A 22,836-nucleotide genomic window follows, 5' to 3' on the forward strand; every position below is an offset into this window, starting at 1 on the left:
AAGGTAAATGGTAGCAACGACAGTCGAGCAATTTACCGGCGCTTGCGGTTTAACGACCTTTAACCGTCCTGTATAAAAAAATGCGGGCAGGCTTTTTTAGCATCACTTTTAGAATTCCCCCATGGAAATCAAAGTCAACTTTCTCGATAAGCTGCGTCTTGAAGCCAAGTTCGATGACTTCACGGTCGTGGCCGATCAGCCTATCCGCTATAAGGGCGATGGCTCGGCGCCTGGTCCCTTCGATTATTTTTTGGCCTCGTCGGCCTTGTGTGCAGCTTATTTTGTGAAGCTGTACTGTGTGACGCGTAATATCTCCACCGAAAATATCCGCCTGTCACAGAACAATATTGTGGATCCGGAAAACCGGTATCAGCAGATATTCAAAATCCAGGTTGAATTGCCGCCGGATATTCTGGAAGCAGATCGTCGAGGTATTTTGCGTTCTATCGAGCGTTGTACTGTAAAGAAAGTGGTACAAGCCGGGCCAGAGTTCGTTATCGAAGAGGTAGAGAACTTAGATGCCGATGCGCAGTCGTTGCTGACATTGAAACCGGCAGCGGACGCTCGCACCTATATTTCGGGCAAGGATCTGCCGTTGGAGCAGACCATTGCCAATATGTCGGGCGTTCTGGCTGGCTTGGGCATGAAGATTGAAATCGCTTCGTGGCGCAATATCATTCCGAATGTCTGGTCGTTGCATATCCGCGATGCGCATTCGCCGATGTGCTTTACCAATGGCAAGGGGGCGACTAAAGAAAGCGCGTTGGCGTCGGCGCTAGGGGAGTTTATCGAGCGTCTGAACTGCAACCATTTCTATGGTGGCGCGTTTTGGGGCGAAGACATCGCGAATGCGGCGTTTGTGCATTACCCGAACGAGCGCTGGTTCAAGCCTGGCCCTGGGGATGCATTGCCAACTGAAATCCTGGATGCGCACTGTCTGGAAATTTACAACCCCGATGGCGAGCTGCATGGCTCGCATCTGTACGACACCAACTCCGGCAATATGCAGCGCGGTATCTGTTCGCTGCCGTACGTGCGGCAGTCGGACGGCGAGGTGGTGTATTTCCCGTCCAACCTGATCGAGAATCTATTCGTCAGTAACGGCATGAGTGCCGGTAATACGCTGGTCGAAGCACAGGTGCAAAGTCTGTCCGAAATCTTCGAGCGGGCGGTAAAGCGCGAAATTCTGGAAGGCGAAATCGCATTGCCTGATGTGCCGCACGAAGTGCTGGCAAAGTATCCCGGCATTGTGGCCGGGATTGAGGGACTGGAGGCGCAGGGCTTTCCGGTATTGGTCAAGGACGCGTCGTTGGGCGGGACTTATCCTGTGATGTGCGTCACCTTGATGAATCCGCGCACTGGCGGTGTGTTTGCGTCGTTTGGCGCGCACCCGAGCTTCGAGGTGGCGCTGGAACGGAGTCTGACGGAACTGCTGCAGGGGCGCAGTTTCGAAGGCCTGAATGATTTGCCTCAGCCCACCTTCAACAGTGATGCCGTCACGGAGTCAAATAACTTTGTAGAGCATTTCATCGATTCCAGCGGACTGGTGTCGTGGCGCTTTTTCAGCGCTAAAGCGAACGTCGAATTTGTTGAATGGGATTTTTCTGGCCAGGGCGAGGACTCCAATGCCGAGGAAGCCGCAACGCTGCTGGGTATCTTGAAAGACATGGGCAAAGAAGTGTACACGGCGGTGTATGACCAGTTGGGCGCCGTCGCCTGTCGAATCCTGGTGCCCGGTTATTCAGAGGTCTACCCGGTCGATGATTTGATCTGGGACAACACGAACAAGGCGCTGTTGTTCCGCGCCGATATCCTGAATTTGCATCGCCTGGACGATGCCGGTCTGGCCGCACTGCTGGAGCGATTGGAAAATAACGAGCTGGACGATTACCTCGACATTGCGACGTTGATCGGCGTCGAGTTCGATGAGAATACGGACTGGGGACAGCTAACCGTTCTCGAGTTGAGGTTGCTGATCAATCTGACCTTGAAGCAATTTGATGCGGCGCAAGAGCTGGTGGGTGCCTTCCTGCAATACAACGACAACACCGTCGAACGCGGATTGTTTTACCAGGCCCTGAATGTGGCGCTGGAAGTACTGCTCGATGACGAGCTGGAACTGGACGACTACGTGGTTAACTTCCGCCGGATGTTTGGTGACGCCCGGATGGACGCGGTAATGGGGGCATTGGACGGCAGCGTGCGCTTCTTTGGGCTAACGCCAACGAGCATGAAACTGGAGGGCCTTGATCGGCACCACCGCCTGATCGACAGCTACAAGAAAATGCATAAGGCGCGGGCCAATGTGGCGGCGGTAGCCAATTAGGATGACGCGTCATGGCTGGGCCGCTCAGCTCCCAGCACAATCGCATATTCTTTGCGCCAAACCCGTTCTTGCGTGCCGACGACGGCCGGCGCATTCGCACGCTACTCTAGCTTAGCCAGAGCTTGCTCAGTGAGCTGATCCGCGAAACGGAAGGGACGGGCCGCCATCGAGCGGCCCGTTCGCCTTATGAGTGCCGCAGAGAAACTGACACGCTTGTCAGCCGAGTGTCTGCCTCCTGTCAGTAGTTGGTCATAGGATTGACAGCCTGGGTTGCTTAAAGTCTCCATCACTCATTAAAACCCTGCTCGCTTGGATGCTATAAGCAACGGCTCGAAACCTAGAGCCGAGATCAAGGCACCGATCAGCGTGAGGATGGATGAGAACTGCCCACAACAGAACGATCACTCCTTGAGATAGAATGCCCAACGTTTATCGGCTCAGCAGCTTTCGATTGTGCATTGCGGCAGCGGCCTTCGGCGCAACGACGTTGCTTTCAGCGTGTGGCGAGTCGGTATCGGCGCCGACGGCGCTGACGCCGATTGTTGATATACACGAAGTTCGTCTAGAACCCTACGTCTTGCAACGAGAGCTGCCTGGCCGAATAGAAGCGATACGGGTCGCTCAAGTACGTGCTCGTGTCGCGGGCATCGTGTTAGAGCGCCGGTTCGAAGAGGGCGCAGATGTCAAAGAGGGCGATGTGCTTTTTCGCATCGACCCGGCTCCCTTTGAGGCAGAGCTCGCACGCGCACAAGGAGAATTAGCCCGATCCCAGGCCCAACGGACAGAGGCGAGTGCGATCGTCAAGCGCTACCAGCCCCTGGTTCAGATCGAGGCTGTCAGCCGGCAGGAGTTTGACAATGCCTTGGCGACGCTGCGTACCGCCGAGGCAACGCTCATCTCCGCACGCGCAAACGTCAAGACTGCACAGCTCAATTTGGGTTATTGCACCGTTAGGGCGCCGATTTCGGGCCGCGTAGGTCGGGCCATGGTGACCGAAGGCGCGCTGGTTGGCCAAGGAGAGGCAACGCCACTAGCGACCATTCAACAGATCGACCGTGTGTATGCCGATTTCGTCCAACCTGCCGGTGAGGTCCAGCGGTTGCGCGAAGCGCTGGCGAACGGGCAGGTAAAACCGGACAACGGCGCTGTGACATCGGTGTCCGTCCTGGTCGACGGCGCGAGCCAGGCGCTCAAGGGCAGCTTGTTGTTTTCGGATATCTCGGTGGATCGAGGCACGGGTCAGCTATCGCTACGTAGTGTCGTGGATAACCCGGCGTTGACGTTGCTTCCTGGCATGTATGTGCGTGTGAGGATCGATCAGGGCACGTCGTCTCAAGCCGTGCTGGTACCGCAACGTGCGGTGCACCGGACCAGCACAGGGCAGGCGCAGGTTCTGGTGGTAGACACGGATAACGTCGTGCACCGACGTAACGTAGAGACCGGGCGCATGCAAGAGGCGCGTTGGCACATCGTCAACGGCCTGATGGCCGGTGAGCGTGTTGTCACAGGGGGGGCTGCGCGCGCTGGTCAAACCGTGCAGGTGCGCACGCAGACTGCATCCGCTGGTTGATTCTGATCGGCTTCCCTGCAATCTTCCTGTCCCCTGGACTCCGCCATGCCCGAATTTTTCATTAAACGCCCTAAATTTGCCTGGGTGCTCGCCATTTTTATCACTCTGGCGGGAATACTCGCGATCCCCTCGCTCCCTATGGCCCGCTATCCGGAGGTCGCACCGCCGCGTATTTCCATCAATGCGACCTACCCAGGCGCATCGGCATCTGTCATGGTCGATTCGGTCATCAGTGTGATCGAAGAAGAACTGAACGGGGTGCGGAATCTGCTGTATTTCGAATCATCCGGCAGTTCGAACGGTACCGCGGAAATCAACGTGACCTTTCAGCCTGGCACGGATCCAAACATGGCCCAGGTGGATGTGCAAAATCGGCTGACCAATGCCGAAGCCAGGTTGCCACAGGCGGTGCTGCAACAAGGCGTCGAGGTGGATCAGGCCAGTTCCAATTTTCTCATGATGGTGGTTATCGGCTACCAGGACGGCGTCGAAAATCCGAGTCGTGTGCAACTGGGCGACTTCATCGCTCGCAATATCAATAATGAGCTCAGAAGAATTCCGGGCGTGGGCAGACTGAGTTTTTTCGGCGCCGAAGCGGCCATGCGTGTCTGGGTGGACGCTGGTAAGTTGCAGGGTTATAGCCTATCCATTGCCGATGTGCGCAATGCGATTGCGGCACAGAATGTCCAGGTGCCGGCCGGTAGTTTCGGCAGCATGCCAACTGATTCGAAGCAGGAGCTCAGCGCCTCCTTGTCGGTCGATGGCATGCTGGCCGATCCCGAGGCGTTCGGCGGTATTGTGTTGCGCGCCAATCCGGACGGTTCGGCGGTCTATCTCAGGGATGTGGCACGCATCGAGATCAACTCCGAGAACTTCAACTTTCAGGTTCGCGCCAATGGGCAGATGGGCATTGCCACCGGAATCCAGCTTGCGCCCAACGCAAACGCCCTGGAGACGGCGGCAGCGGTGCGCGAGCGTCTTCAGGAGCTGTCTGCGTCTTTCCCGGATGGGGTCGAGTACCGGGTGCCTTATGACACCTCTCGCTTTGTAGAGGTGGCCATTAACAAGGTCATACAGACCTTGCTGGAGGCCATCGTGCTGGTGTTTCTGGTGATGTTGCTGTTTTTGCAGAACTTGCGCTATACGCTGATTCCCACCATCGTCGTGCCGGTCTGCCTGATGGGGACGTTCGCCATGATGTTGGCCCTGGGCTTCTCCATCAACATGATGACAATGTTCGGGATGGTACTTGCCATCGGTATTCTGGTGGATGACGCCATCGTGGTCGTCGAGAACGTCGAGCGCATCATGGCCGAGGAAGGACTGTCGCCGCGAGACGCCACTGTCAAGGCTATGCGGCAGGTGTCGGGCGCCATTGTCGGGATCACGCTGGTGCTGGCTGGTGTATTCGTCCCGCTGGCTTTCATGAGCGGCTCGGTGGGTGTCATTTATCGCCAGTTTTCATTGTCCCTGGCAGTGTCAATCCTGCTTTCCGGTTTTCTTGCTTTGACATTCACGCCCGCGCTTTGCGCCACGCTCCTGAAGCCTATCCCTCCAGGTCATCACCACGAAAAAAAGGGCTTCTTCGGTTGGTTCAACAAGCGCTTCGGCAGGATTACCGAGCGATATGCCATGCGAACGTCGAGATCGGTGCGACGTACCGGGCGCTACATGGCGATTTACGCCGTGCTGGTGGCGGTGTTGGCGGTGCTTTACATGCGCCTGCCTGAATCCTTCGTTCCGTTGGAAGATCAGGGCGTCATATTTACCGACATCAGGATGCCGCCGGGCGCCACACAGGCGCGGATGGAAGAGATGGTAAAGCAACACGAGGCCTACATTGCGACCCGAGAAAACTTTGTGGCCAACACAGCCGTCATGGGTTTCAGTTTCTCGGCAAGTGGGCAAACTGCCGGCGTGGTTTTCTCGGTGTTGGAAGACTGGTCTGAACGTGGGCGCGGAGAGTCGGCAATGGACGAAATTGCTTTATTCAACCGTGCATTTCGGGATGCTCCCGACGGCCGGCTCATGGCAATTTCGCCACCGGCTATCCCCGGACTGGGCGTGTCGGGCGGCTTTGCCATGCGGTTGCAGGATCGCGGGGGCGTAGGCCGTGACACACTGATCGAAGCACGTGACCAGCTGCTGGCGCAGGCCTTGGCATCGCCTCTCTTGTCCGGTGTGCGCCTGGAGGGTCTGGCGGATGCCCCCGAGCTGCATCTGGAAGTGGATCGCAGCAAAATGGAAGCGTTGGGTGTCAGTTTCGACCGCGTCGCTGGTGCGTTGTCTGCAGCGTTCGGTTCCGCGACGGTCAACGACTTCATCAATGCTGGCCGCACGCAACGGGTCATCATCCAATCCGACATAGGAGATCGATTGACCCCGGAAGGTCTCGAGCGGGTTTATGTTCCCAATCGCGAAGGCAATTTGGTTCCGTTGACCAGTTTTGTTTTGACCGATTGGCGGCTCAATGCCGCGCAATCGACTCGTTATAACGGCTATCTCGCATTTCGCATCGCGGGCGATGCCGCCCCCGGTGGCAGTTCCGGCGAGGCGATGGCGGAGATGGAGCGTATTGCGTCAACGCTACCCGAAGGCATTGGCTACGAATGGACAGGAATTTCCTATCAGGAACGCTTGGCGGGTTCCCAGGCGCTTGGTCTGTTCGCTTTGGCCTTCCTTGTTGTGTTCCTGGTGCTGGTGGCCCTGTATGAAAGCTGGTCGATCCCGGCAGCCGTTATGTTGATCGTGCCGATAGGCGCACTGGGTTCGGTGTTAGCCGTGACTGTGCTGGGCATGCCCAACGACGTCTATTTCAAGGTTGGCCTCATCACCATCATTGGCCTGGCGGCCAAGAATGCCATCCTGATCGTGGAGTTTGCCAAGGACCTGCATCGCGACGGCATGGGCGTATACGAGGCAGCGGTCGAGGCGGCACGAATGCGTTTTCGTCCTATTGTCATGACATCCATGGCTTTCGTTCTGGGTGTCGTGCCGTTGGCCATCGCAACCGGGGCAGGGGCGGCGAGTCAGCGGGCATTGGGGGTAGGCGTGATTGGAGGCATGTTGAGCGCCACCATTCTTGGTGTGCTGTTTGTTCCGACTTTTTATTCCTGGGTCATGGGGTTACGTGCCAGGTATCAGACGGTGCCTGATGCCACGACAGAACGCCCTTTGACGCAAGAAGCGAATTGAGCAAGGTCACGCATGTCTGTATTTCTGACTAAATCTCTGTGGGTCGTCGCGGTTGTCGTTCTGTCTGGCTGTACGTTGACGCCGGATTATCAGCGTCCCGTAGCACCTATACCTGCGGCCTGGCCTGCCGCCTTTGCCGGCGAACAGCAGGGGGGCTCGGCGGCATCGATTGCGTGGCAGGATTTTGTACGCAACGACGAAGCGCGCGAGCTCGTCCACCTGGCTTTGGAAAACAACCGCGATTTGAAAACGGCGCTGCTGGACATCGAGGCAGCTCGAGCCCAATACCGCATACAGCGAGCCGACCGCTACCCCTTCATAGATGGGCAGGCAAGCGGCCAGCGCCAGCGTGTGCCCGCCGACATCGGCAGCCCTGGTCAGGACAGGATATCCGATCGCTACGAAGTCGGGCTGGGTCTGACAGCGTTCGAATTGGACCTGTTCGGCCGATTACGCAGCCTTTCCGAAGCGGCCTTGCAAGAGTACCTGGCGACGGAGGAGGTGGCTCGAGCGGTGCGCATCAGCCTGATCGTATCCGTGTTGGAATCCTATGTCGTTGCCGACGGTGCGCTCAAGCGTAGGCTGCTAACGCAAGAGACCCTGCAAACCAGGCAAATCTCGCTCAATCTCATCAGCCAACGCCGTAGCCAAGGTGTCGCAAGCGCTTTGGACTACCAGGATGCCATTGCACTGACCGAGGAGGCGCGAGCCGAACTGGAACGTACCGATAGGGAGTTTCAGCGTGCACGCAATGCCTTGGCCATGCTGGTCGGCAATACGGTTGATCGCGACGCCATTTTGACGGCGCCAGCATCTGGCAGCATCATCTCCGACCAGGTCCATGCCGGCTTGCCTGCCGAGCTACTGCAGCGTCGCCCCGACATCCTTGCTGCAGAACGCCGGCTGATGGCGCGCAATGCCGATATCGGCGCAGCCCGTGCGGCATTCTTTCCCAGACTGTCCCTGACAGGCAGTTATGGCAGTGCGAGTTCAGATCTGTCCGGCCTTTTTGAGGCGGGAAGCGGGGCGTGGACGTTCGCCCCTCGCATTGATCTGCCTATATTTCGCGGTGGCCAGAACCGTGCGAGCCTCGACCTCGCATCGGTGCGACGCGATCGTGCCGTTGTCGCCTATGAGCGAACCATCCAGACCGCATTTCGAGAGGTGGTCGATGCGCTGGATGGCCGAGAAACCCTGGCCCGTGAAGCGCAGGCGCGCCGCGCCCTGGCTGCCGCAAGCACTCAGGCGTTGACTCTGGCCGAGGCCCGGTACAAGCAAGGTGTGGATGGCTTTCTTCGCTATCTGGACAGCCAGCGCAGCAGTTTTGCCGATCGTGTGGGCGCCATTGACGCGGCGACGGAGCATGATGTGGCTGTCGTGCAGTTGTTCGGCGCGGTGGGAGGTGATTGGAGCGCAGCATCTGAGCTGTGATATCGACGCGCGCAATCGCGCTGCTGTCAGCCGCGTATAAACCCGTTGCAGCCACAATCGTGGTCATTCTTTGATGATTCACACGGGTGAAACAAACTATTCATCCATTGCGCCGAGAAACCTCGGCATTCTTGCCGGGGAGGAAAGGGGCGCAGCCGTTAGGCTGCAGGATTGGTCTGATATGAGCCGATATCTGAATGAATATCCAGTAATTTGGTTTGGCGCGGATAGTATCTGGGGCATGCAAATCAAACGTGCCTACCGATTCCGGTTCTATCCCACGCCCGGGCAAGCGATCACGCTGGCTCGCACGTTTGGGTGTGTGCGCGTGGTCTACAACCACATGCTTAATCTTCGTTCGACGGCCTGGGCCCAGCGGCAAGAGCGTCTGGGATATCGCGCGACTTCGGCTGCGCTGACGGTCCTGAAAAAAAAGTCGGACTGCCTGTGGTTGAACGAGGTCAGTAGTGTCCCGCTGCAACAAACGCTGCGTCATTTGCAAACGGCGTTCGTTAATTTCTTCGCGAAACGCACGGGATACGCGCGCTTCAAACGCAAAGACGGCCCGCAATCGGCCGAATACACCGCCAGTGCCTTTCGCTGGGATGGCCGGTCGCTCAAATTGGCGAAGATGCGCGAGGCGCTCCCGATTCGTTGGTCCCGTCAGCTCCCCAAGGCAGCCAAGGTCACCACCGTCACCGTCAGCAAAGACCCGGCAGGACGATATTTCGTCAGCCTGCTGTGTGATGACGTTGTGGTGCAGAAAACGCCCGCGTCGACTGGCGTCGGGATTGACCTGGGACTGACTCATTTTGCGACCCTCTCAACAGGAGAAAAAGTCGATGCGCCACAGATATTTCGACAACATGAAGCCAAGTTGGCCAAGCTACAACGCCGCTTGGCCAGGAAACAACGCGGCTCGGCTCGCCGGGCCAAGGCAAGGCTAAAAGTCGCCAAACTGCATGCCAAGATCGCAGACACCCGCAGGGATTTCCTGCACCAGCTTTCCACCCGGTTGATCCACGAAAACCAAGTGATCGCCGTAGAAAGCTTGTCTGTGTCAGCCATGCGGAAAAACCGCTGCCTTGCTAAGTCCATCAGCGATGCTGGGTGGTCGGAGTTTGTAAGACAGCTGGAATACAAGGCACGTTGGTACGGGCGTGAGTTCGTGGGCGTGGATCGCTGGTACCCCTCCAGCAAGCGCTGCCACGCTTGCGGGCACGTTTTACCTAAGCTGCCGTTGAGCGTGCGGCAGTGGTCCTGTCCAGAATGCGGCACAGACCACGACCGTGACCTCAACGCAGCGCATAACGTATTAGCCGCCGGGCTGGCGGTGTTAGCCCTTGGAGAAACGGTAAGACCTGAGTGCATGAGTGTTGATGCGCAACGGCTCGGTTCTGTGAAGTGGGAATCCCTTTCCCTTTAGGGAAGGGAGCAGTCAAATTGTATCTGCGTTGCAAACGCAATGTGGCGCCGGCCTGGCTGTACCTGTTTTGCTGGGGATTCATTTCGCCTTGGACGTGTCTCCGCAAGGCCGCGTTGGCTCGCGCTGTGCACACGCCAATCCCCACACCGTCAAGCCCAGTGTGCACGCATTAAGTAGATGCCACATAAAGTGGGTGCCATGGGGCCAGGCGCCGCACAGTGTCGAATCAATTTGTCTGAGCGCCATACTGCACGCGAACACGAGCCAGGCATACCCCAATGGTCTGGCGACGGCCAGCTGGCGCCGTCGCGCAGCATCCAGGCAGGCCAGCAGCAACACGGTCCAGGCGGCGAGGTAGGCGGCTGGCTGCATGTCGATCGACTGCCAGACCCAGCCCAGGGCGGTGGATAGCAACAGGAAGCCGGGGACGCCTAGCCAGGCTAGTCGCCAGGGCCAATGCCACACACGGTGCAGGTACACGACGCACCAAGCGTGCAGGTATAGGGCAATGCCCACCACATCGGCCAAGCCGGCCGCGCGCGTAGCCAGCGTGTGCAGCGCCAGGCTACCTGCACCCACCACCAGGAGCAGCAGTATCAAGACCTTGAGGTCGGTTGTGAGTACCTTGCCGCGACGGCGGCACACGGCGACAACAACCCCAGCGGCAATCCAGAACGCGAGGTTGGTCATCGCGTTCAACGGCTCGTTCCAGAGGCCTGAGGCAGTGCGTTCGCAGTAAAGGTCCAGGTATGCAGTCCAGTCGTCCATTACAGGTCCGATGCAAAGCGGCGCCAGCCACGTTGTAGTATTTCGGTAGTGAATGAACGACGGCTTTCGTACCGGGAAATAGACTTCGCCACCACAACCGACAGCTTGCGGGATTGTACTGGGGAGAGCAGACGTGCCAATCCGAGCAAGGGCGCATCAATCATCATCAACTGAGGTTTCAGCAAGATGTCACGCGCAATCGCCAGTTGTTGTTGCTCGCCGCCGGAATCTCGCGAGGCGCTTATCGATAGTGGCTCAGCCCACTTTCACGCGTAGGCGATCAGTACGGCAGACAGATAGAGACCTAGCCCGAAGACGGTATGCGTCATCACACTGCGTAAGCAATTCTTCGCTGGCGTGGGCGTCTTGGAGGATGCAAATCCTGCCCCCATAGCGGGTTGTATAACGAACAGTGGCACCGCAACGGTCGCCGCACCCACGGAAATGGCTGGCATCAAGATGGGTTGATGCAGCCAATCAACGCCTTGAATGCACACCAACAGCCATGCGAAAGCAATGCCCACGGCGTAGTGCGCTATCCAACCCAAGGTCAGTTCGCCCCGGATGGGGCTTGCTTGCCCAATGCTGGCGTGCGCGAACTTACCGCGCCATAAATGACCTATCCAGCGACCGACCAGTGCGAAGCTGAGCGTTGGAACGCCAAGGACCTTCATGAAGATGAGCCATACGTCCATGACGGCGGTGGCGCCGATCCCCATCAAAACGATCCGCGCTACATCTTCCAGCGTTGCCATATTTACCTCTCTCACATTGACCTATTCACTTTCCAGGTGCATGATAAAAGTTGAAGTCAACTTTAAGTCAAGGGGTCTGTGAATGGATATTGCCGAGGTCGCAAAACGCACCGGCGTTCCCGCCCATACGCTGCGTTTCTATGAACAAAAGGGCTTGATTGCGTCAGCGGGCCCACGAGGGGTGCGCCGCCAGTTTGCGCCTAACGTGCTGGACCAGTTGGCCCTCATCGCGCTTGGTCAGGCTGGCGGCCTCTCGTTGGATGAGATACGCGCCATGCTCTCTCCAAGCGGAGGACCGCTTATTGATAGAGGTGTGTTGTCGGCCAAGGCAGATGAGATTGATGCGACCGTCAAGCAGCTTCGGGCAATGAGTCGGGGGCTGCGGCATGCGGCCGCATGCCCGGCCCCTAACCACGCTGAGTGTCCGACATTTCAGCGGTTGCTCAAGGCTGCGGCTACCGGTGCCTTAAGGCGGCGACGGTAGCCGACTTCGCATTCCGCGGCTGGTTTATCAGCGGATCAAAAAGCCCGCGCCCACCGGATCATTGCGGTCGATCGCCCAGCGTGCTGTGCCCAGGATGCTAGCGGTACCTTTGACCGTCGGGCGCACGGCACGGGTGCCGTCCAGATCAACTTCGCCCAGCAGGCAACCCTCGAACGTGCCGCTGCCCAGTAAACCTTCGGACAGGATGGGTTGATTCAATCCCATTTTGCCGCGCGCTTCGAACATGGCCATCATGGCACTCGTTCCGGTTCCGCCGGGCGAGCGATCGAGCTGACCGGCGCTGAATACGTGTACGTTTTTGTAGAACGCACCTTCGATCGTGGCGGGATGCCAGAACGTGACGTAGTTCAGGTTGTTGATATGGCCCTGGGTCGGATGCTGGATCTTACGGGTCTGGTTGATCTGGTCGCGCACCAGAATCCCCAGGCGCGAAAGCTCGCTGCCGTTGTCGGGAGAGATGCGTAGGGCGCAGTCGGTCAGGTCGACGATACCGAAGTAATTACCGCCCCACACAATGTCGGCCTTCAGGTCACCGTAGCCCGGGATGTGTACGGGAATGTCTTGCGCCTCGACGTAGGCCGGTACGTTCTCAAAACGCGTCCACAGTACCTCGTCGCCATCGGACGCGACTTCGGAAACGACCAACCCGGCCGTCGTCTCGAAACGGATGGTGGTCATGCCGTTCTCGCCGCGTGGCACCAGACCCAGCGCAACCATGGCCATGCTGACGGCGATGGTGCCGTGTCCGCACATATGGGAATACTCGGTGCCGTCGATGTAAATCAGACCGGCGTCGAATTCCGGGCTTGAAGGGGGGGTGAGAAACACACCGAACATGTCGCTGTGACCTCTGGGTTCACGCATCAGCGCTTTGCGCAGCCAATCGTAGTTCGCTTCCAGGAACGCACGCTTCTCGAGAATGGATGAGCCTGCAGGGTAGGGGATACCGCTGTGGATGATGCAAAGGGGCTCGCCCTCGGTATGGGTATAGATGACGTCGAACGCGTCTTGCTTGCGCATGACTGGTACTCCTGACTGAAAGAGGAAGGAAAAAAGGACGGGCTATTCGCGGTCGGACAACATGTCCAGGCCGATGGTCAGATCCAGAATAACGATGGCGAGGACGGCGGCGATGATGGTCGCGCCCGAGACTGCCGCGATGGTCGGGTCGATCGTGTACTGCACGTAGTTGAAGAGCTTGACCGGTATCGTATTGAGGTCGGCCGTGGTGTTGAAAATCGAGAGCTCGACATTGATGAATGACGAGATGAATGCAAAGATTGAACCGGTCACAATGCCCGGGCGTATCTGCGGCAGGACGACCAGGAAAAATGTGGTCCAGGGACGAGCGCCCAGATCGGAGGACGCCTCTTCAAGTGCGCGCTGTTCGGGCGTGAGCAGTGCAAACGCCGAGCGCAATACGAACGGGGCGACGATGACGGTATGGCCAACCAGCAGGGCAAGAAAATTGCGCGTCAGGCCGAAGTACGCGCCGAACTGCAGCAGGGCGGCGCCCAGCACGATGTGCGGCAGGACCAGGGGCGACATCAGGATGGAGGATACGGCGGCTTTTCCGGGAAACGAAAACCGGGCCAACGCCAATGCCGCGGGTACTGTCATGATTACCGCCAGGATCGTGGCGGCGCCGGCCAACAGTGTGCTGGTGGCAAAAGACGACACGTAGCTAGGATCGGCCATCATTTTTCGATACCAATCCAGCGTGATACCTTCGGGTGGGAAAGCCAGAAACGGTGTTGTGCTCAGCGACGCGCCTAGAATGACTACCAGCGGTAGTACAAGATAGGCCAACAGAGCCCAGGACACGATTCGGATCAAGAAGCGGCCGATCACAATGTGCTTCCTTTTAGAGTACCAACGCGGGCGGCCAGGCCGACCATGGCCATCGTGAAGATCAGCAGCACTACGCTCAACGCGCCGCCATAATGAAAATCGAAGACTGAGCTGTACTGTTGGAAGATGAGCATGGACAGCACCGATATGCGACCACCCGAAAGCAGGGCGGGTGTGACGTAGGCGCTGACGGCCAGCGTAAATACCATGATGGCGCCAGACATGATGCCGGGAAGTGTCAATGGCAGCGTGACGTGCATGAAGGTCGCGCCAGGGCGTGCACCGAGGTCGGAAGAGGCGTGTTCCAGACTGGTGTCGACGCACGCCAGCGCATTGCCCACGGCCAGCACGACAAAGGGAAGCAGCACATACACCATGCCGATCAGGATGCCGAGTTCGGTCCCCAGAAATCTGACGGGGCGATCGACCAGACCCATCCCCATCAGCCCGTCATTGACCAGACCGTTGCGACCCAGAAGCACCATCCAGCCGAAAGACCGAACGATATTGCTGGTGAACAGGGGGACGACCAGCATGATCACGCACACCCGGCGCCACGTACGCCAGCGCACAATGCGTACCAAATACCACGCCAGGGGGTAGCCCAGCAGCAGGCAGGCGATGGTGGTATAGAGTCCGATCCGAAACGTCACCAGGATCACATCCCAGTGGTACCGGTCGGCCAGCACGCGCACGTAATGATCGAATGTCAGACCTGTGTCACCGTTTGACGAGGTCAGGCTGGCAATCACTACGGTGGCAAGAGGCGCCAGGAAAAAAGCCGCGAAAAAAGCCAGCGGTATCACCAGCAGCAGGAAAGGGGTGCGCAGGCGAGACATCACACCGTCTCGCCGATGAGGTGCATGCGGTTGGGCTGCCACCATAGTGCGACCGATTTTCCGACAGCCAGGGACTCGTCGGGCAAGCCTGGTACACGTGCCAGCACTGTAAGCTCGCCTACCCGCGTATGCACGACGGTATGACTGCCAACGCTGACCAGATCGGTGACGACGGCCGTCAGTTGCAGACAACCGGCGGGCACGGCATTTGAGGTGACGTCTGCGGGTGTCCCCAGTGAGCCTACGGGGTCGGCCGTCGTGCTGTCGATGTCGCCGGACGCTGGCGCCGCGACTTGAATGTCTTCCGGTCGTAGTACGGCGATCCCGTGTGTGGCTACGGGCACCGGAACATGGGCGGGCAAGATGAGCCCAGTCCCATCCAGCGATACCTGTGCTTCGCTATCGCGGGCCCAGGGCAAGATGTTGGCTTCGCCGATGAATTCTGCAACGAAGCGGGAAGCGGGCCGGCGATAGATGTCCGCTCCCGTACCGACCTGTTCTATTCGACCGCCATGCATCACCACGATGCGATCGGCCATGGTCATGGCTTCTTCCTGATCGTGCGTGACGAACAAAAAGGCGATGCCCAGTTTTTGTTGCAGGTGTTTGAGCTCCAGCTGTACACGCTTGCGCAGTTTTAAATCCAGCGCGGAAAGAGGCTCGTCCAGCAGCAGGAGCTTGGGACGATTGACGATGGCCCGTGCCAATGCAACGCGTTGCTGTTGCCCGCCGGACAGTTCGCGCGGAAAACGTTCTGCGAACTCGCCCAGACCCACCATATCCAGGGCTTCCCGCGATCGTTCTTGCGCTTCGCGTCGGGACATGCCGGTGCGGCGTGGTCCATACATGACGTTGCCCGACACCGAGAGGTGCGGAAACAGGGCGTAATTCTGGAACACGGTATTCAAGGGCCGGCGATAAGGCGCAAGGGTGCTCACATCCTGATCCTCGATCAGAACCCGACCGGTCGTGGGCATCAGAAACCCCGCAATGGTGCGCAGGAGTGTGGTTTTGCCGCAGCCGCTGGGCCCGAGCAAGGCAATGAATTCGCCTTGCTCGACGGACAGATGGATGTGATCCAACGCAGTCGAAGCGCCGAAGCGTTGGCATATGCCGTCCAGAGTCAATAACGCTGACATCGATAAACCTTGTTGTTGGCGTGTCGGACTTGATTCGACTTACGTCTAGCGGGCGACCTGGCGATTCCAGGTATCGGTGATGGCGGCGCGTCGGGCATTGACCATGCTCCAGTCGAACAACGCCAGGTTGTCGACTGAACCTGTCGCACCCCAAGGCAGCTTTCGGGCCACATCCTCGGCGACCTTCACGCCTTGCACGGCGGGTCCGAGATAAAGGCGAGTTGCCAGGCACGATGCGGCATCGGGGGTAAGGGCCGTGTTGATGAACTGTTGCGCAGCCTGTTTATTGGGCCCGTTTTTGACGAGGTGCAAGCGGGCGTCGGTGGCCCATGCACCTTCCTTGGGCACCACAAACCCGATGGGCATCCCTTTGTCGATCAGGTCCCATGCGCCCACGTTGAAGTGCGCGCCGATAATGGCCTCGCCGCTTTGGTAGGCGTTGGTGGCGGCACCCGAGCTGTCAAAGAACAGGGCCGTATCGAGTTTCGATAATCGTGCAAATAACGGGTCGAGGTTGTCGCCGTCAACACCGAATATCTTGGCCAGGAACAGCACGAAGGGCACACCCGACGAGTTCGACGGCGAAGGGATGGCGACCGCGCCTGCGTATTCGGGCTTCCACAGGTCTTGCCAACTGGTGGGCGGTGTCTTGATTTCCTGGGTGTTGTAGGTCAGGCCCAGCGAGTAGTAGCCCGATCCTACGGCAAAGGTGTTTTCCCCCGACTTGTACACGGCCTGTTTGAGCAGGTTTTTCATGTTCGGAATGGCGGCCGGTTCAAGCGAATCGAGTACGCCTGCGGCTTGTGCGAGTTCGCTGATACCGCCGTCCATGTAGGCGACATCGATGGTCGGTGCGGATTTCTGTTGCTGCAGCTTGGCCAGGGTCGTGGTCGACGTGCCGACATCGGCATTGACTCGCACGCCGGTCGCTTTGGTATACGGGTCGGCTACGCAGGCGCGAAATGCTTCGCCCCAATTTCCGCCGTACCAGGCAACCGTAATGCTCTTGTCTTGCGCCAGAACGTGTTGGGACATCAGGCCGCTGGCAAGCAAAGCGGCTGCGGTCAACGTACTACGTATCGGTCGTGCCATGACGTTTTCCCCTTGTCGATCATTTTTAATGGTGACGTACGGTGCCATCTTGCCGATTGTGCTGTACGCTCGCTTGAAATCCTGGGTCATAAACTTGAATAATTGCGACATGGCTTCTTCGACTGCGCCTGCGTTTTCTGGTTCTCCCTATGAAGACGCGCTTTTGCCATCGTATGAGGGGAAACCCCAGCTGACGGTCGGCTGCATCCTGCTCGACCAATTTACGCTCACGGCATTTGCAGGGTTTGTCGACGCGTTGCGACTGGCGGGCGACCATGGCGGACGCAGCCGCCAGATTCATACGGCCTGGAAAGTGATGAGCTGGGATGGCAAGCCGCGGCGCGCTAGCGCCGGGATGACGCTGGACGTGGAGTGCGCGCTTGATGCGGTGGATCCGTCGCAGTTCGATTATGTCGCGGTGTGTGGGGGAAATGATTACCCGAATGTTCACCTACCACCGGTGCTCAGGGACTGGTTGCTAAAGGCCGTGTCCAAGCGCGTCAGGCTGTTGGGGATCTGCACCGGGACCTTTGCCTTGGCACAAGCGGGTGTGGTGCAGTCGCGTGCCGTGTGCGTGCATTGGAATGTGCTGGATGCCTTTCGTGCCAAGTTTCCTGGAACGCGTGCGATGGTTGATCGCCTGTTTATCGACGAGGGCGACCTGATTACGTGTGCAGGATCGACTGCCGCCATTGACCTCGGTCTGTATCTGGTCGCGCGCCATTGCGGGCGGGACAAGGCGCAGCAGGCGGTGCGGCACATGATGCTGCAGGGCATGCGTCCTGCACGTTTGCCGCAGGCCCATTTTTATACCGACCTCACCGGCATTCAGGACGTGCGTGTGCGGCAGGCTGCGCATTTTATTGAGCAGCGCATGGACGATCCGCCTTCGGCTGATGCCGTCGCTCGTTATGTCGGATTGGGGCGGCGTCAGCTCGAGCGTGCCTTTCATGCTGCGTTGGGTGTTTCCCCCATGGCTTTTCAGCGTCGCCTGCGGCTGGACTATGGTCGCTGGCTACTGGTCAATCGCCCCAGCAACGTCACACAGATTGCGCTGGACTGCGGCTTTGCCGACGGTGCGCATTTCTCGCGTGATTTTCGAGAGCGCTTCGGCATGTCGCCGCGTATTTATCAAAAAACGCATGGGCAAGGGCGACGTTCGCTTTAGGGCGCAGCCGCGAGAATTCGGTCTTGAAGATGATGCCGAGACCTGGTGCTACGCGTTCGCAGTAAAGGCCCAGGTATGCAGTCCAGTCGTTGATTACAGATCCGATGCAAAGCGACGCAAGCCACGCTGCAGTATTTCGGCAGTGAGTAAACGACGGCTTTCGCACCGGGAAATCGGCCCCGCCACGACAATCGATAGCTTGCGAGACTGTACTGGCAAGGCCAGGGATACACCGACCAGGTCGGGCAGGTACTCGGCGTGGCTTTGAAAATAGCCGCGTTCTACCGAGTGTCGGATTTCAGACTCGACCTCATCGATGCTCATGGGCGTGGTGTCGGTGTAGCGTTGAAATTCTATTTTTCGGTATATCGATTGGCGTTCTTGTTGGCTGTACTGCACCAGAATCGCACGACCAGCCGAGCTGGCATGGATGGGGACTCGACTGCCTACCTGTGCGAAATAGCGTATGGGCTGGCTGGACTCCGCGACGTGCACGAACATGACATGCGTACCCGCACAGGCGCCGATGGCGGTGGTTTCGCCTGTTTCCTGGGCGACCTCTTTGGCTAATTGTAGTAACGCCTCTGGCAAGGGATCTGCGTCGGCGATCGGAGCGATAGTTGCCGCCCATTGCGGGCTTGGGTAATACCCGCCTCGTGCTCGCGGTTCATACAGATAGCCTTTACTCGCCAGGGTGCCAATCAGATTGAAGGCGCTGGATCTGGGCCAACCAAGCTCATCAGCCAATTCGGCAAGCGTCGCGGGGCGCCTGCGTTTGGCGAAATACTCAAGAAGCGTCAGGACGTTTGCAGCTTGTTTGACCTGCATGGGGGCTGTGTACCTTTGATTGGATCGGTGGGAGTGGGGTTCGACTCTATCAATATATGCGGATGTGCATTCACGAAGAGGGCATATTGGTCCGAATTTAATACGAAGACTAAAAATTCATGATCATGAATTTTATATGAAAGAAAAGAATCAAGTGAAAATTAATTTCATCGTTGAGTTTGGAAAATAATTTATAAAAATTCATTAAATCAACGAATTAGACACGTACAACTTCAATAATCGTTGCCTGATGGTGTTCTATTCGGGATTCTACCTATTCTGTGTGTTGTATTTTAAATCCAATATTGTGGATAAATAATTCACATACAAGATTAATTGGAGACTGGAATGCATCGAGATGGCATTGCCACATCGCATCCCCCCCGCCATGAAGGGGCATTGCGACGCTATGAAAAACTCTTCATCGGTGGGGAGTGGGTGGCACCCATAGACGGCGGGTTCATCGATAGTATTGATCCCGCAACCGGCAAACCCTGGGCCGTGGTGGCCTACGGGGGGCCTCAGGATATCGATCGGGCCGTGCAGGCTGCGCGTGCCGCTTTCGAGGGCCCATGGGGGCGTATGCCGGGCTGGGAACGCGCGGCACTGCTACTTCGTCTGGCTGATGTTTATCAGAAGCATGCATCCGAACTTGCTGTTCTCGAGTCACGTGATTCGGGTCGAGCCTTGCGTGACGCGCGAGTGGATGTCGGTAGTCATCACCAGTGGTATCGATGGTATGCGTCTCTCGCGGACAAGCTGTCGGGCCGTACGATTCCTATGGATGATTCCGTTCATGTCTACACGACGAGATTGCCGGTAGGCGTAGTGGGCGCGATTGTGCCCTGGAATGTGCCGTTGATGGCGGCGACTTGGAAACTGGCTCCCGCTCTGGCGGCGGGCTGCACCGTGGTGTTGAAACCCGCCGAGCAGACGCCGGTCACCGCACTGGAGCTTGCACGGCTTATTGAAGAGGCTGGCTTTCCTCCTGGCGTTGTCAATGTTGTGCCAGGCTATGGCCACGAAGCCGGCGCCGCATTGGTCGCGCACGAAGGTGTCGACAAGATTGCGTTCACCGGAGAGGGCAACACCGCCAAAGATATTCTGCGCACCGGTGCCGAGAGCCTCAAGCGCTTTACGTTTGAGCTCGGGGGCAAAGCCCCGCATATTATTTTTGCGGATGCCGACCTTGAGCAGGCGCTCAACGCAGCGACAGGATCGGCATGGACACTATGCGGCCAAAGCTGCGCGCTCGGTTCACGCGTTCTGGTGGAGCGCCCCGTCTACGATCAGGTGGTAGAGGCTTTTGCGCAGAGAGCGTCTCGGGTGCGTGTCGGCATGCCTCTGGACGAGGCAACGCATATGGGCCCGCAGGCACACCAGGCTCAGCTTGATAAAACGCTTTCGTATATCGATATTGGCGTCAGCGAAGGCGCACAGCTTGTGACCGGCGGCAAACGCCTGGATGAGCCGGCATTGGCCGACGGCTATTTTGTCGCGCCAACGGTGTTTGCCGGAGTCAATAATCAAATGCGCATCGCGCGCGAAGAGATTTTCGGACCGGTGGCGGCACTGATTCCATTTGATGGTGAGGACGAAGCCATCGCTATTGCGAACGACACTCGCTATGGGCTGACAGCAGGGCTGTGGTCGCGTGACGTGGGTCGCTGCCATCGCGTGGCGGCGCGCATTGACGCCGGCATGGTGTGGGTCAATACCTATCGATACATACGCTGGTCTACACCCTATGGCGGTATGAAGGCCAGCGGGTGGGGCCGCGAGAATGGCCTTGAGGCGCTCGACAGTTTTCTCGAGACGCGCACGACGATTGTCAGCACTACGGGAAAATTCCCGGACGCATACGCGCAATAAGCGAAAGAGGAAAATCATGCGATTGAAAAACAAGCTGGCAGTCATCACGGCTGCCGCATCGGGAATGGGCCGCGCCGGCGTAGAGCTGTTTATCCGTGAAGGCGCCCGCGTGGCGGCGGTGGATGTCAATCCGGAAGCTTTAAAAACCTTGGCCGCCGACGTCGAGGCCAGGGGAGGCAAGCTTGAAACGATTGTTGCCGACCTCACTACCGAGGAGGGGGCCAAAGACAGCATTCACGAAGCGGCGCGCAAACTGGGCGGCATTGATATTTTATGGGCTCATGCCGGTATGCCGGGTCCGGGGCCCATTGAAAATCTGGATTTGGTTCATTACCACAAAGCGATGTCGTTGAATGTGACGTCAGCCATTCTGGGCGCTGGCGAGGCGGTGGGGTACATGCGTAAGCGCCAGGGAGGCGCCATTGTATTCACCTCATCGATCTCGGGGCTGGTGGGTTCTATGTTCAGCCCGATCTACTCTACCGCCAAATTCGGCATCGTCGGCCTGGGCAAGTCGCTTGCGCAAAGTTTCGCCGCGGACGGCGTGCGGGTCAATGTCGTGTGTCCGGGTTTGGCCGACACACCGATGAAAACTGGATTCACCAACCGTGGTGGTGACGCGGCCCAGGCCGAGGAAAATGAAAAGCGCCTGTTGACCACAGTACCCATGGGCAGGTTGGCCCGAGCAGAGGAAGTGGCGCATGCCGTGCTTTGGCTGGCATCGGATGACGCGTCCTTTGTCACCGGGGTGGCCTTGCCGGTAGACGGTGGCTATACCTGCCGCTAAGCCGGCCTGCAGAAAAAAAGGCCGATAAGGCCACTCGATCACCCCGGCGATTGGGTTCGCCACAAGGAGGAGGCAATGCAGATGTCGAAAATCAAAATAATAGGGTCAATGTTTTCTTGCGCGCTGATCGCCATGGCGAGTGCATGGTCGGCTCATGCCGCTGACACCGTCAAGATCGGCGTGCTGGTCCCCATGACCGGCGCTACTGCCGCGGATGGCGATAGACTGTTGCGCGCGCACAAGCTAGCCGCCAAGCAGATCAATGAACAAGGGGGTATCAAGTCGCTCAATGGGGCCAAGGTGGAGTTGGTGGTCGCCGATACGCAATCCAAGCCGGAAGTCTCGCGCAGCGAGGCCGATCGCCTGATATCGCGGAGCAAGGTCAGTGCCTTGATGGGCGCATGGTCATCGGCGGTCACTATTCCTGCTTTGCAGGTTGCCGAGCGCTACAAAACCCCTTTCGTTGTGACCAGCGCCGTGACTGATAGCATTACGGAAAAAAACCTGAAGTTTGTTTTCCGGGTTTCGCCCAAGGGCAGTTGGGCGGCCGACAACGTCATGGATTTCATGGCGTTTCTTGGAGACAAGGGCAAGCCCATCAAAAAGGTAGCTATAGCCTATGAGGACGGTCCGTTTGGCCAGGGTGTCGCCAAAGGGTACAAGGCCAAGCTGAGTGAGCGCGGCATCAATGTGGTGGCTGAGGAGAGCTTTCGCACAGGCTCGGCCGATCTGAGCACACAGGCGGTCAAGCTCAAGGCCAGCGGCGCTGACTTGGTGCTGATCGTTTGCTATGTAGACGACGAAACGGTATTGCTGCGCGCCATGGCGGCCCAGAAATTTCAGCCCATGATCCTGGGTTTTGGCGGCCATGTGCATCCGACCCTGTTGCAGTTGGGTCCATTGGTAGAGAACACCTTTGGCATTGTGGAGTGGATGCAGGATGTCAAAAAGCCCGCGGCCGAAAATTTCGTCGCGGCTTACAAGGCCGAGTATGGGGATATCCCTTTGAGCCATTCCGCGCAAGCGTACGCGTCGACCTGGGCGGTAGCGCTGGCTGTCGACAAGGCGGGATCGGCTGATCCCGTCAAGGTGCGCGATGCGCTCGCGACCCTGAATCTGCCTGATGGCCCCGCCTCCTTGCTGCCTGAAGATGCGCTGGCCTTTGACGAGCATGGCCAGAACCATGTCAGGTACGTGATCGCGCAAGTGATCGACAACGAGTTTGTCACCGTCTGGCCCGAGGCTGTGGCGAGCAAGCAAGTGGTCATTCCAGAGTAAAACCGA

18 protein-coding genes are annotated in these 22,836 nt (G+C 58.1%); 10 read left to right on the forward strand and 8 right to left on the reverse strand.

Translation table 11 applies throughout. The features are described 5' to 3' along the window. Window positions 1-121: 121 nt before the first annotated feature. From ACYVDM_RS11015 to ACYVDM_RS11035, 5 genes are all read left to right on the forward strand, one after another. A complete protein-coding gene (locus ACYVDM_RS11015; RefSeq protein WP_415785899.1) occupies window positions 122-2,326 on the forward strand; it encodes an OsmC domain/YcaO domain-containing protein in 2,205 nt (734 codons plus the stop codon). A gap of 418 nt (window positions 2,327-2,744) precedes the next feature. Next, window positions 2,745-3,896 carry an efflux RND transporter periplasmic adaptor subunit gene (locus ACYVDM_RS11020; RefSeq protein WP_415785897.1) on the forward strand — a complete coding sequence of 384 codons (1,152 nt, stop codon included), beginning with the start codon at window positions 2,745-2,747 and terminating at the stop codon, window positions 3,894-3,896. 45 nt (window positions 3,897-3,941) lie between these two features. Then, window positions 3,942-7,091: a multidrug efflux RND transporter permease subunit gene (locus ACYVDM_RS11025; RefSeq protein ID WP_415785895.1), complete on the forward strand. Its 3,150-nt coding sequence runs from the start codon at window positions 3,942-3,944 to the stop codon at window positions 7,089-7,091. Window positions 7,092-7,103: 12 nt separating this feature from the next. Next, window positions 7,104-8,522, forward strand: a complete 1,419-nt coding sequence (locus ACYVDM_RS11030; protein WP_415785893.1) for an efflux transporter outer membrane subunit — start codon at window positions 7,104-7,106, stop codon at window positions 8,520-8,522. A 241-nt stretch (window positions 8,523-8,763) separates the two neighbouring features. After that, complete coding sequence (locus ACYVDM_RS11035; protein ID WP_415785891.1) at window positions 8,764-9,948, forward strand: RNA-guided endonuclease TnpB family protein; 1,185 nt, start codon at window positions 8,764-8,766, stop codon at window positions 9,946-9,948. Between the two features lie 78 nt (window positions 9,949-10,026). Here the strand turns inward: ACYVDM_RS11035 and ACYVDM_RS11040 are convergent, their stop codons facing one another. Continuing rightward, window positions 10,027-10,716: a hypothetical protein gene (locus ACYVDM_RS11040; protein WP_415785889.1), complete on the reverse strand. Its 690-nt coding sequence runs from the start codon at window positions 10,714-10,716 to the stop codon at window positions 10,027-10,029. A 266-nt stretch (window positions 10,717-10,982) separates the two neighbouring features. Continuing rightward, window positions 10,983-11,471, reverse strand: coding sequence for a DUF2938 domain-containing protein (locus ACYVDM_RS11045; RefSeq protein WP_415785887.1), 489 nt, complete (start codon window positions 11,469-11,471; stop codon window positions 10,983-10,985). 82 nt (window positions 11,472-11,553) lie between these two features. Here ACYVDM_RS11045 and ACYVDM_RS11050 point away from each other — a divergent pair, with 82 nt between their 5' ends. Continuing rightward, a complete protein-coding gene (locus ACYVDM_RS11050; protein WP_415785885.1) occupies window positions 11,554-11,955 on the forward strand; it encodes a helix-turn-helix domain-containing protein in 402 nt (133 codons plus the stop codon). A 27-nt stretch (window positions 11,956-11,982) separates the two neighbouring features. Here ACYVDM_RS11050 and ACYVDM_RS11055 read toward each other — a convergent pair whose 3' ends face one another. Genes ACYVDM_RS11055 through ACYVDM_RS11075 form a run of 5 tightly spaced genes read right to left on the reverse strand, consistent with a single transcriptional unit; the run spans window position 11,983 to window position 17,008 of the window. Next, a complete protein-coding gene (locus ACYVDM_RS11055) occupies window positions 11,983-12,996 on the reverse strand; it encodes a proline racemase family protein (protein ID WP_415785883.1) in 1,014 nt (337 codons plus the stop codon). A gap of 42 nt (window positions 12,997-13,038) precedes the next feature. Further along, the gene (locus ACYVDM_RS11060; RefSeq protein ID WP_415785881.1) at window positions 13,039-13,800 is read right to left on the reverse strand and encodes an ABC transporter permease; all 762 of its coding nucleotides are present in this window, start codon (window positions 13,798-13,800) and stop codon (window positions 13,039-13,041) included. Between the two features lie 23 nt (window positions 13,801-13,823). After that, on the reverse strand, window positions 13,824-14,666 hold the full coding sequence (locus ACYVDM_RS11065) for an ABC transporter permease (protein ID WP_415785879.1): 843 nt from the start codon (window positions 14,664-14,666) through the stop codon (window positions 13,824-13,826). Continuing rightward, window positions 14,666-15,805 carry an ABC transporter ATP-binding protein gene (locus tag ACYVDM_RS11070; RefSeq protein WP_415785877.1) on the reverse strand — a complete coding sequence of 380 codons (1,140 nt, stop codon included), beginning with the start codon at window positions 15,803-15,805 and terminating at the stop codon, window positions 14,666-14,668. The genes ACYVDM_RS11065 and ACYVDM_RS11070 overlap by 1 nt, the downstream gene beginning before the upstream one ends. Window positions 15,806-15,850: 45 nt before the next feature. Beyond that, complete coding sequence (locus ACYVDM_RS11075) at window positions 15,851-17,008, reverse strand: ABC transporter substrate-binding protein (RefSeq protein ID WP_415785875.1); 1,158 nt, start codon at window positions 17,006-17,008, stop codon at window positions 15,851-15,853. Here ACYVDM_RS11075 and ACYVDM_RS11080 point away from each other — a divergent pair. Next, window positions 17,007-18,065 (forward strand): GlxA family transcriptional regulator, encoded by a 1,059-nt coding sequence (locus tag ACYVDM_RS11080; protein ID WP_415785873.1) that lies wholly within the window; start codon window positions 17,007-17,009, stop codon window positions 18,063-18,065. The two genes, ACYVDM_RS11075 and ACYVDM_RS11080, sit on opposite strands and share 2 nt — an antisense overlap. A 93-nt stretch (window positions 18,066-18,158) precedes the next feature. Here the strand turns inward: ACYVDM_RS11080 and ACYVDM_RS11085 are convergent, their stop codons facing one another. After that, on the reverse strand, window positions 18,159-18,893 hold the full coding sequence (locus tag ACYVDM_RS11085) for an IclR family transcriptional regulator (RefSeq protein WP_415785871.1): 735 nt from the start codon (window positions 18,891-18,893) through the stop codon (window positions 18,159-18,161). 348 nt (window positions 18,894-19,241) lie between these two features. Here ACYVDM_RS11085 and ACYVDM_RS11090 point away from each other — a divergent pair, with 348 nt between their 5' ends. The 3 genes from ACYVDM_RS11090 (at window position 19,242) to ACYVDM_RS11100 (ending at window position 22,830) form a co-directional block, all read left to right on the forward strand. Next, the gene (locus ACYVDM_RS11090) at window positions 19,242-20,765 is read left to right on the forward strand and encodes an aldehyde dehydrogenase (protein WP_415785869.1); all 1,524 of its coding nucleotides are present in this window, start codon (window positions 19,242-19,244) and stop codon (window positions 20,763-20,765) included. A 16-nt stretch (window positions 20,766-20,781) separates the two neighbouring features. Beyond that, complete coding sequence (locus ACYVDM_RS11095) at window positions 20,782-21,552, forward strand: SDR family NAD(P)-dependent oxidoreductase (RefSeq protein ID WP_415785867.1); 771 nt, start codon at window positions 20,782-20,784, stop codon at window positions 21,550-21,552. A gap of 81 nt (window positions 21,553-21,633) precedes the next feature. Further along, window positions 21,634-22,830: an ABC transporter substrate-binding protein gene (locus ACYVDM_RS11100; RefSeq protein WP_415785865.1), complete on the forward strand. Its 1,197-nt coding sequence runs from the start codon at window positions 21,634-21,636 to the stop codon at window positions 22,828-22,830. The last annotated feature ends 6 nt before the right edge of the window (window positions 22,831-22,836 follow it).

This window comes from Bordetella tumulicola (assembly GCF_054779135.1).

Bases quoted from the DNA above. Each gene is read 5' to 3' on its own strand.
- ACYVDM_RS11090 (WP_415785869.1), top strand. From the start codon at position 19,242: ATGCATCGAGATGGCATTGCCACATCGCATCCCCCCCGCCATGAAGGG.
- ACYVDM_RS11050 (WP_415785885.1), top strand. From the start codon at position 11,554: ATGGATATTGCCGAGGTCGCAAAACGCACCGGCGTTCCCGCCCATACG.
- ACYVDM_RS11085 (WP_415785871.1), bottom strand. From the start codon at position 18,893: ATGCAGGTCAAACAAGCTGCAAACGTCCTGACGCTTCTTGAGTATTTC.
- ACYVDM_RS11065 (WP_415785879.1), bottom strand. From the start codon at position 14,666: ATGTCTCGCCTGCGCACCCCTTTCCTGCTGCTGGTGATACCGCTGGCT.
- ACYVDM_RS11080 (WP_415785873.1), top strand. From the start codon at position 17,007: ATGGCTTCTTCGACTGCGCCTGCGTTTTCTGGTTCTCCCTATGAAGAC.
- ACYVDM_RS11015 (WP_415785899.1), top strand. From the start codon at position 122: ATGGAAATCAAAGTCAACTTTCTCGATAAGCTGCGTCTTGAAGCCAAG.
- ACYVDM_RS11045 (WP_415785887.1), bottom strand. From the start codon at position 11,471: ATGGCAACGCTGGAAGATGTAGCGCGGATCGTTTTGATGGGGATCGGC.
- ACYVDM_RS11035 (WP_415785891.1), top strand. From the start codon at position 8,764: ATGCAAATCAAACGTGCCTACCGATTCCGGTTCTATCCCACGCCCGGG.
- ACYVDM_RS11055 (WP_415785883.1), bottom strand. From the start codon at position 12,996: ATGCGCAAGCAAGACGCGTTCGACGTCATCTATACCCATACCGAGGGC.
- ACYVDM_RS11025 (WP_415785895.1), top strand. From the start codon at position 3,942: ATGCCCGAATTTTTCATTAAACGCCCTAAATTTGCCTGGGTGCTCGCC.
- ACYVDM_RS11070 (WP_415785877.1), bottom strand. From the start codon at position 15,805: ATGTCAGCGTTATTGACTCTGGACGGCATATGCCAACGCTTCGGCGCT.
- ACYVDM_RS11040 (WP_415785889.1), bottom strand. From the start codon at position 10,716: ATGGACGACTGGACTGCATACCTGGACCTTTACTGCGAACGCACTGCC.
- ACYVDM_RS11100 (WP_415785865.1), top strand. From the start codon at position 21,634: ATGTCGAAAATCAAAATAATAGGGTCAATGTTTTCTTGCGCGCTGATC.
- ACYVDM_RS11075 (WP_415785875.1), bottom strand. From the start codon at position 17,008: ATGTCGCAATTATTCAAGTTTATGACCCAGGATTTCAAGCGAGCGTAC.
- ACYVDM_RS11030 (WP_415785893.1), top strand. From the start codon at position 7,104: ATGTCTGTATTTCTGACTAAATCTCTGTGGGTCGTCGCGGTTGTCGTT.
- ACYVDM_RS11020 (WP_415785897.1), top strand. From the start codon at position 2,745: ATGCCCAACGTTTATCGGCTCAGCAGCTTTCGATTGTGCATTGCGGCA.
- ACYVDM_RS11095 (WP_415785867.1), top strand. From the start codon at position 20,782: ATGCGATTGAAAAACAAGCTGGCAGTCATCACGGCTGCCGCATCGGGA.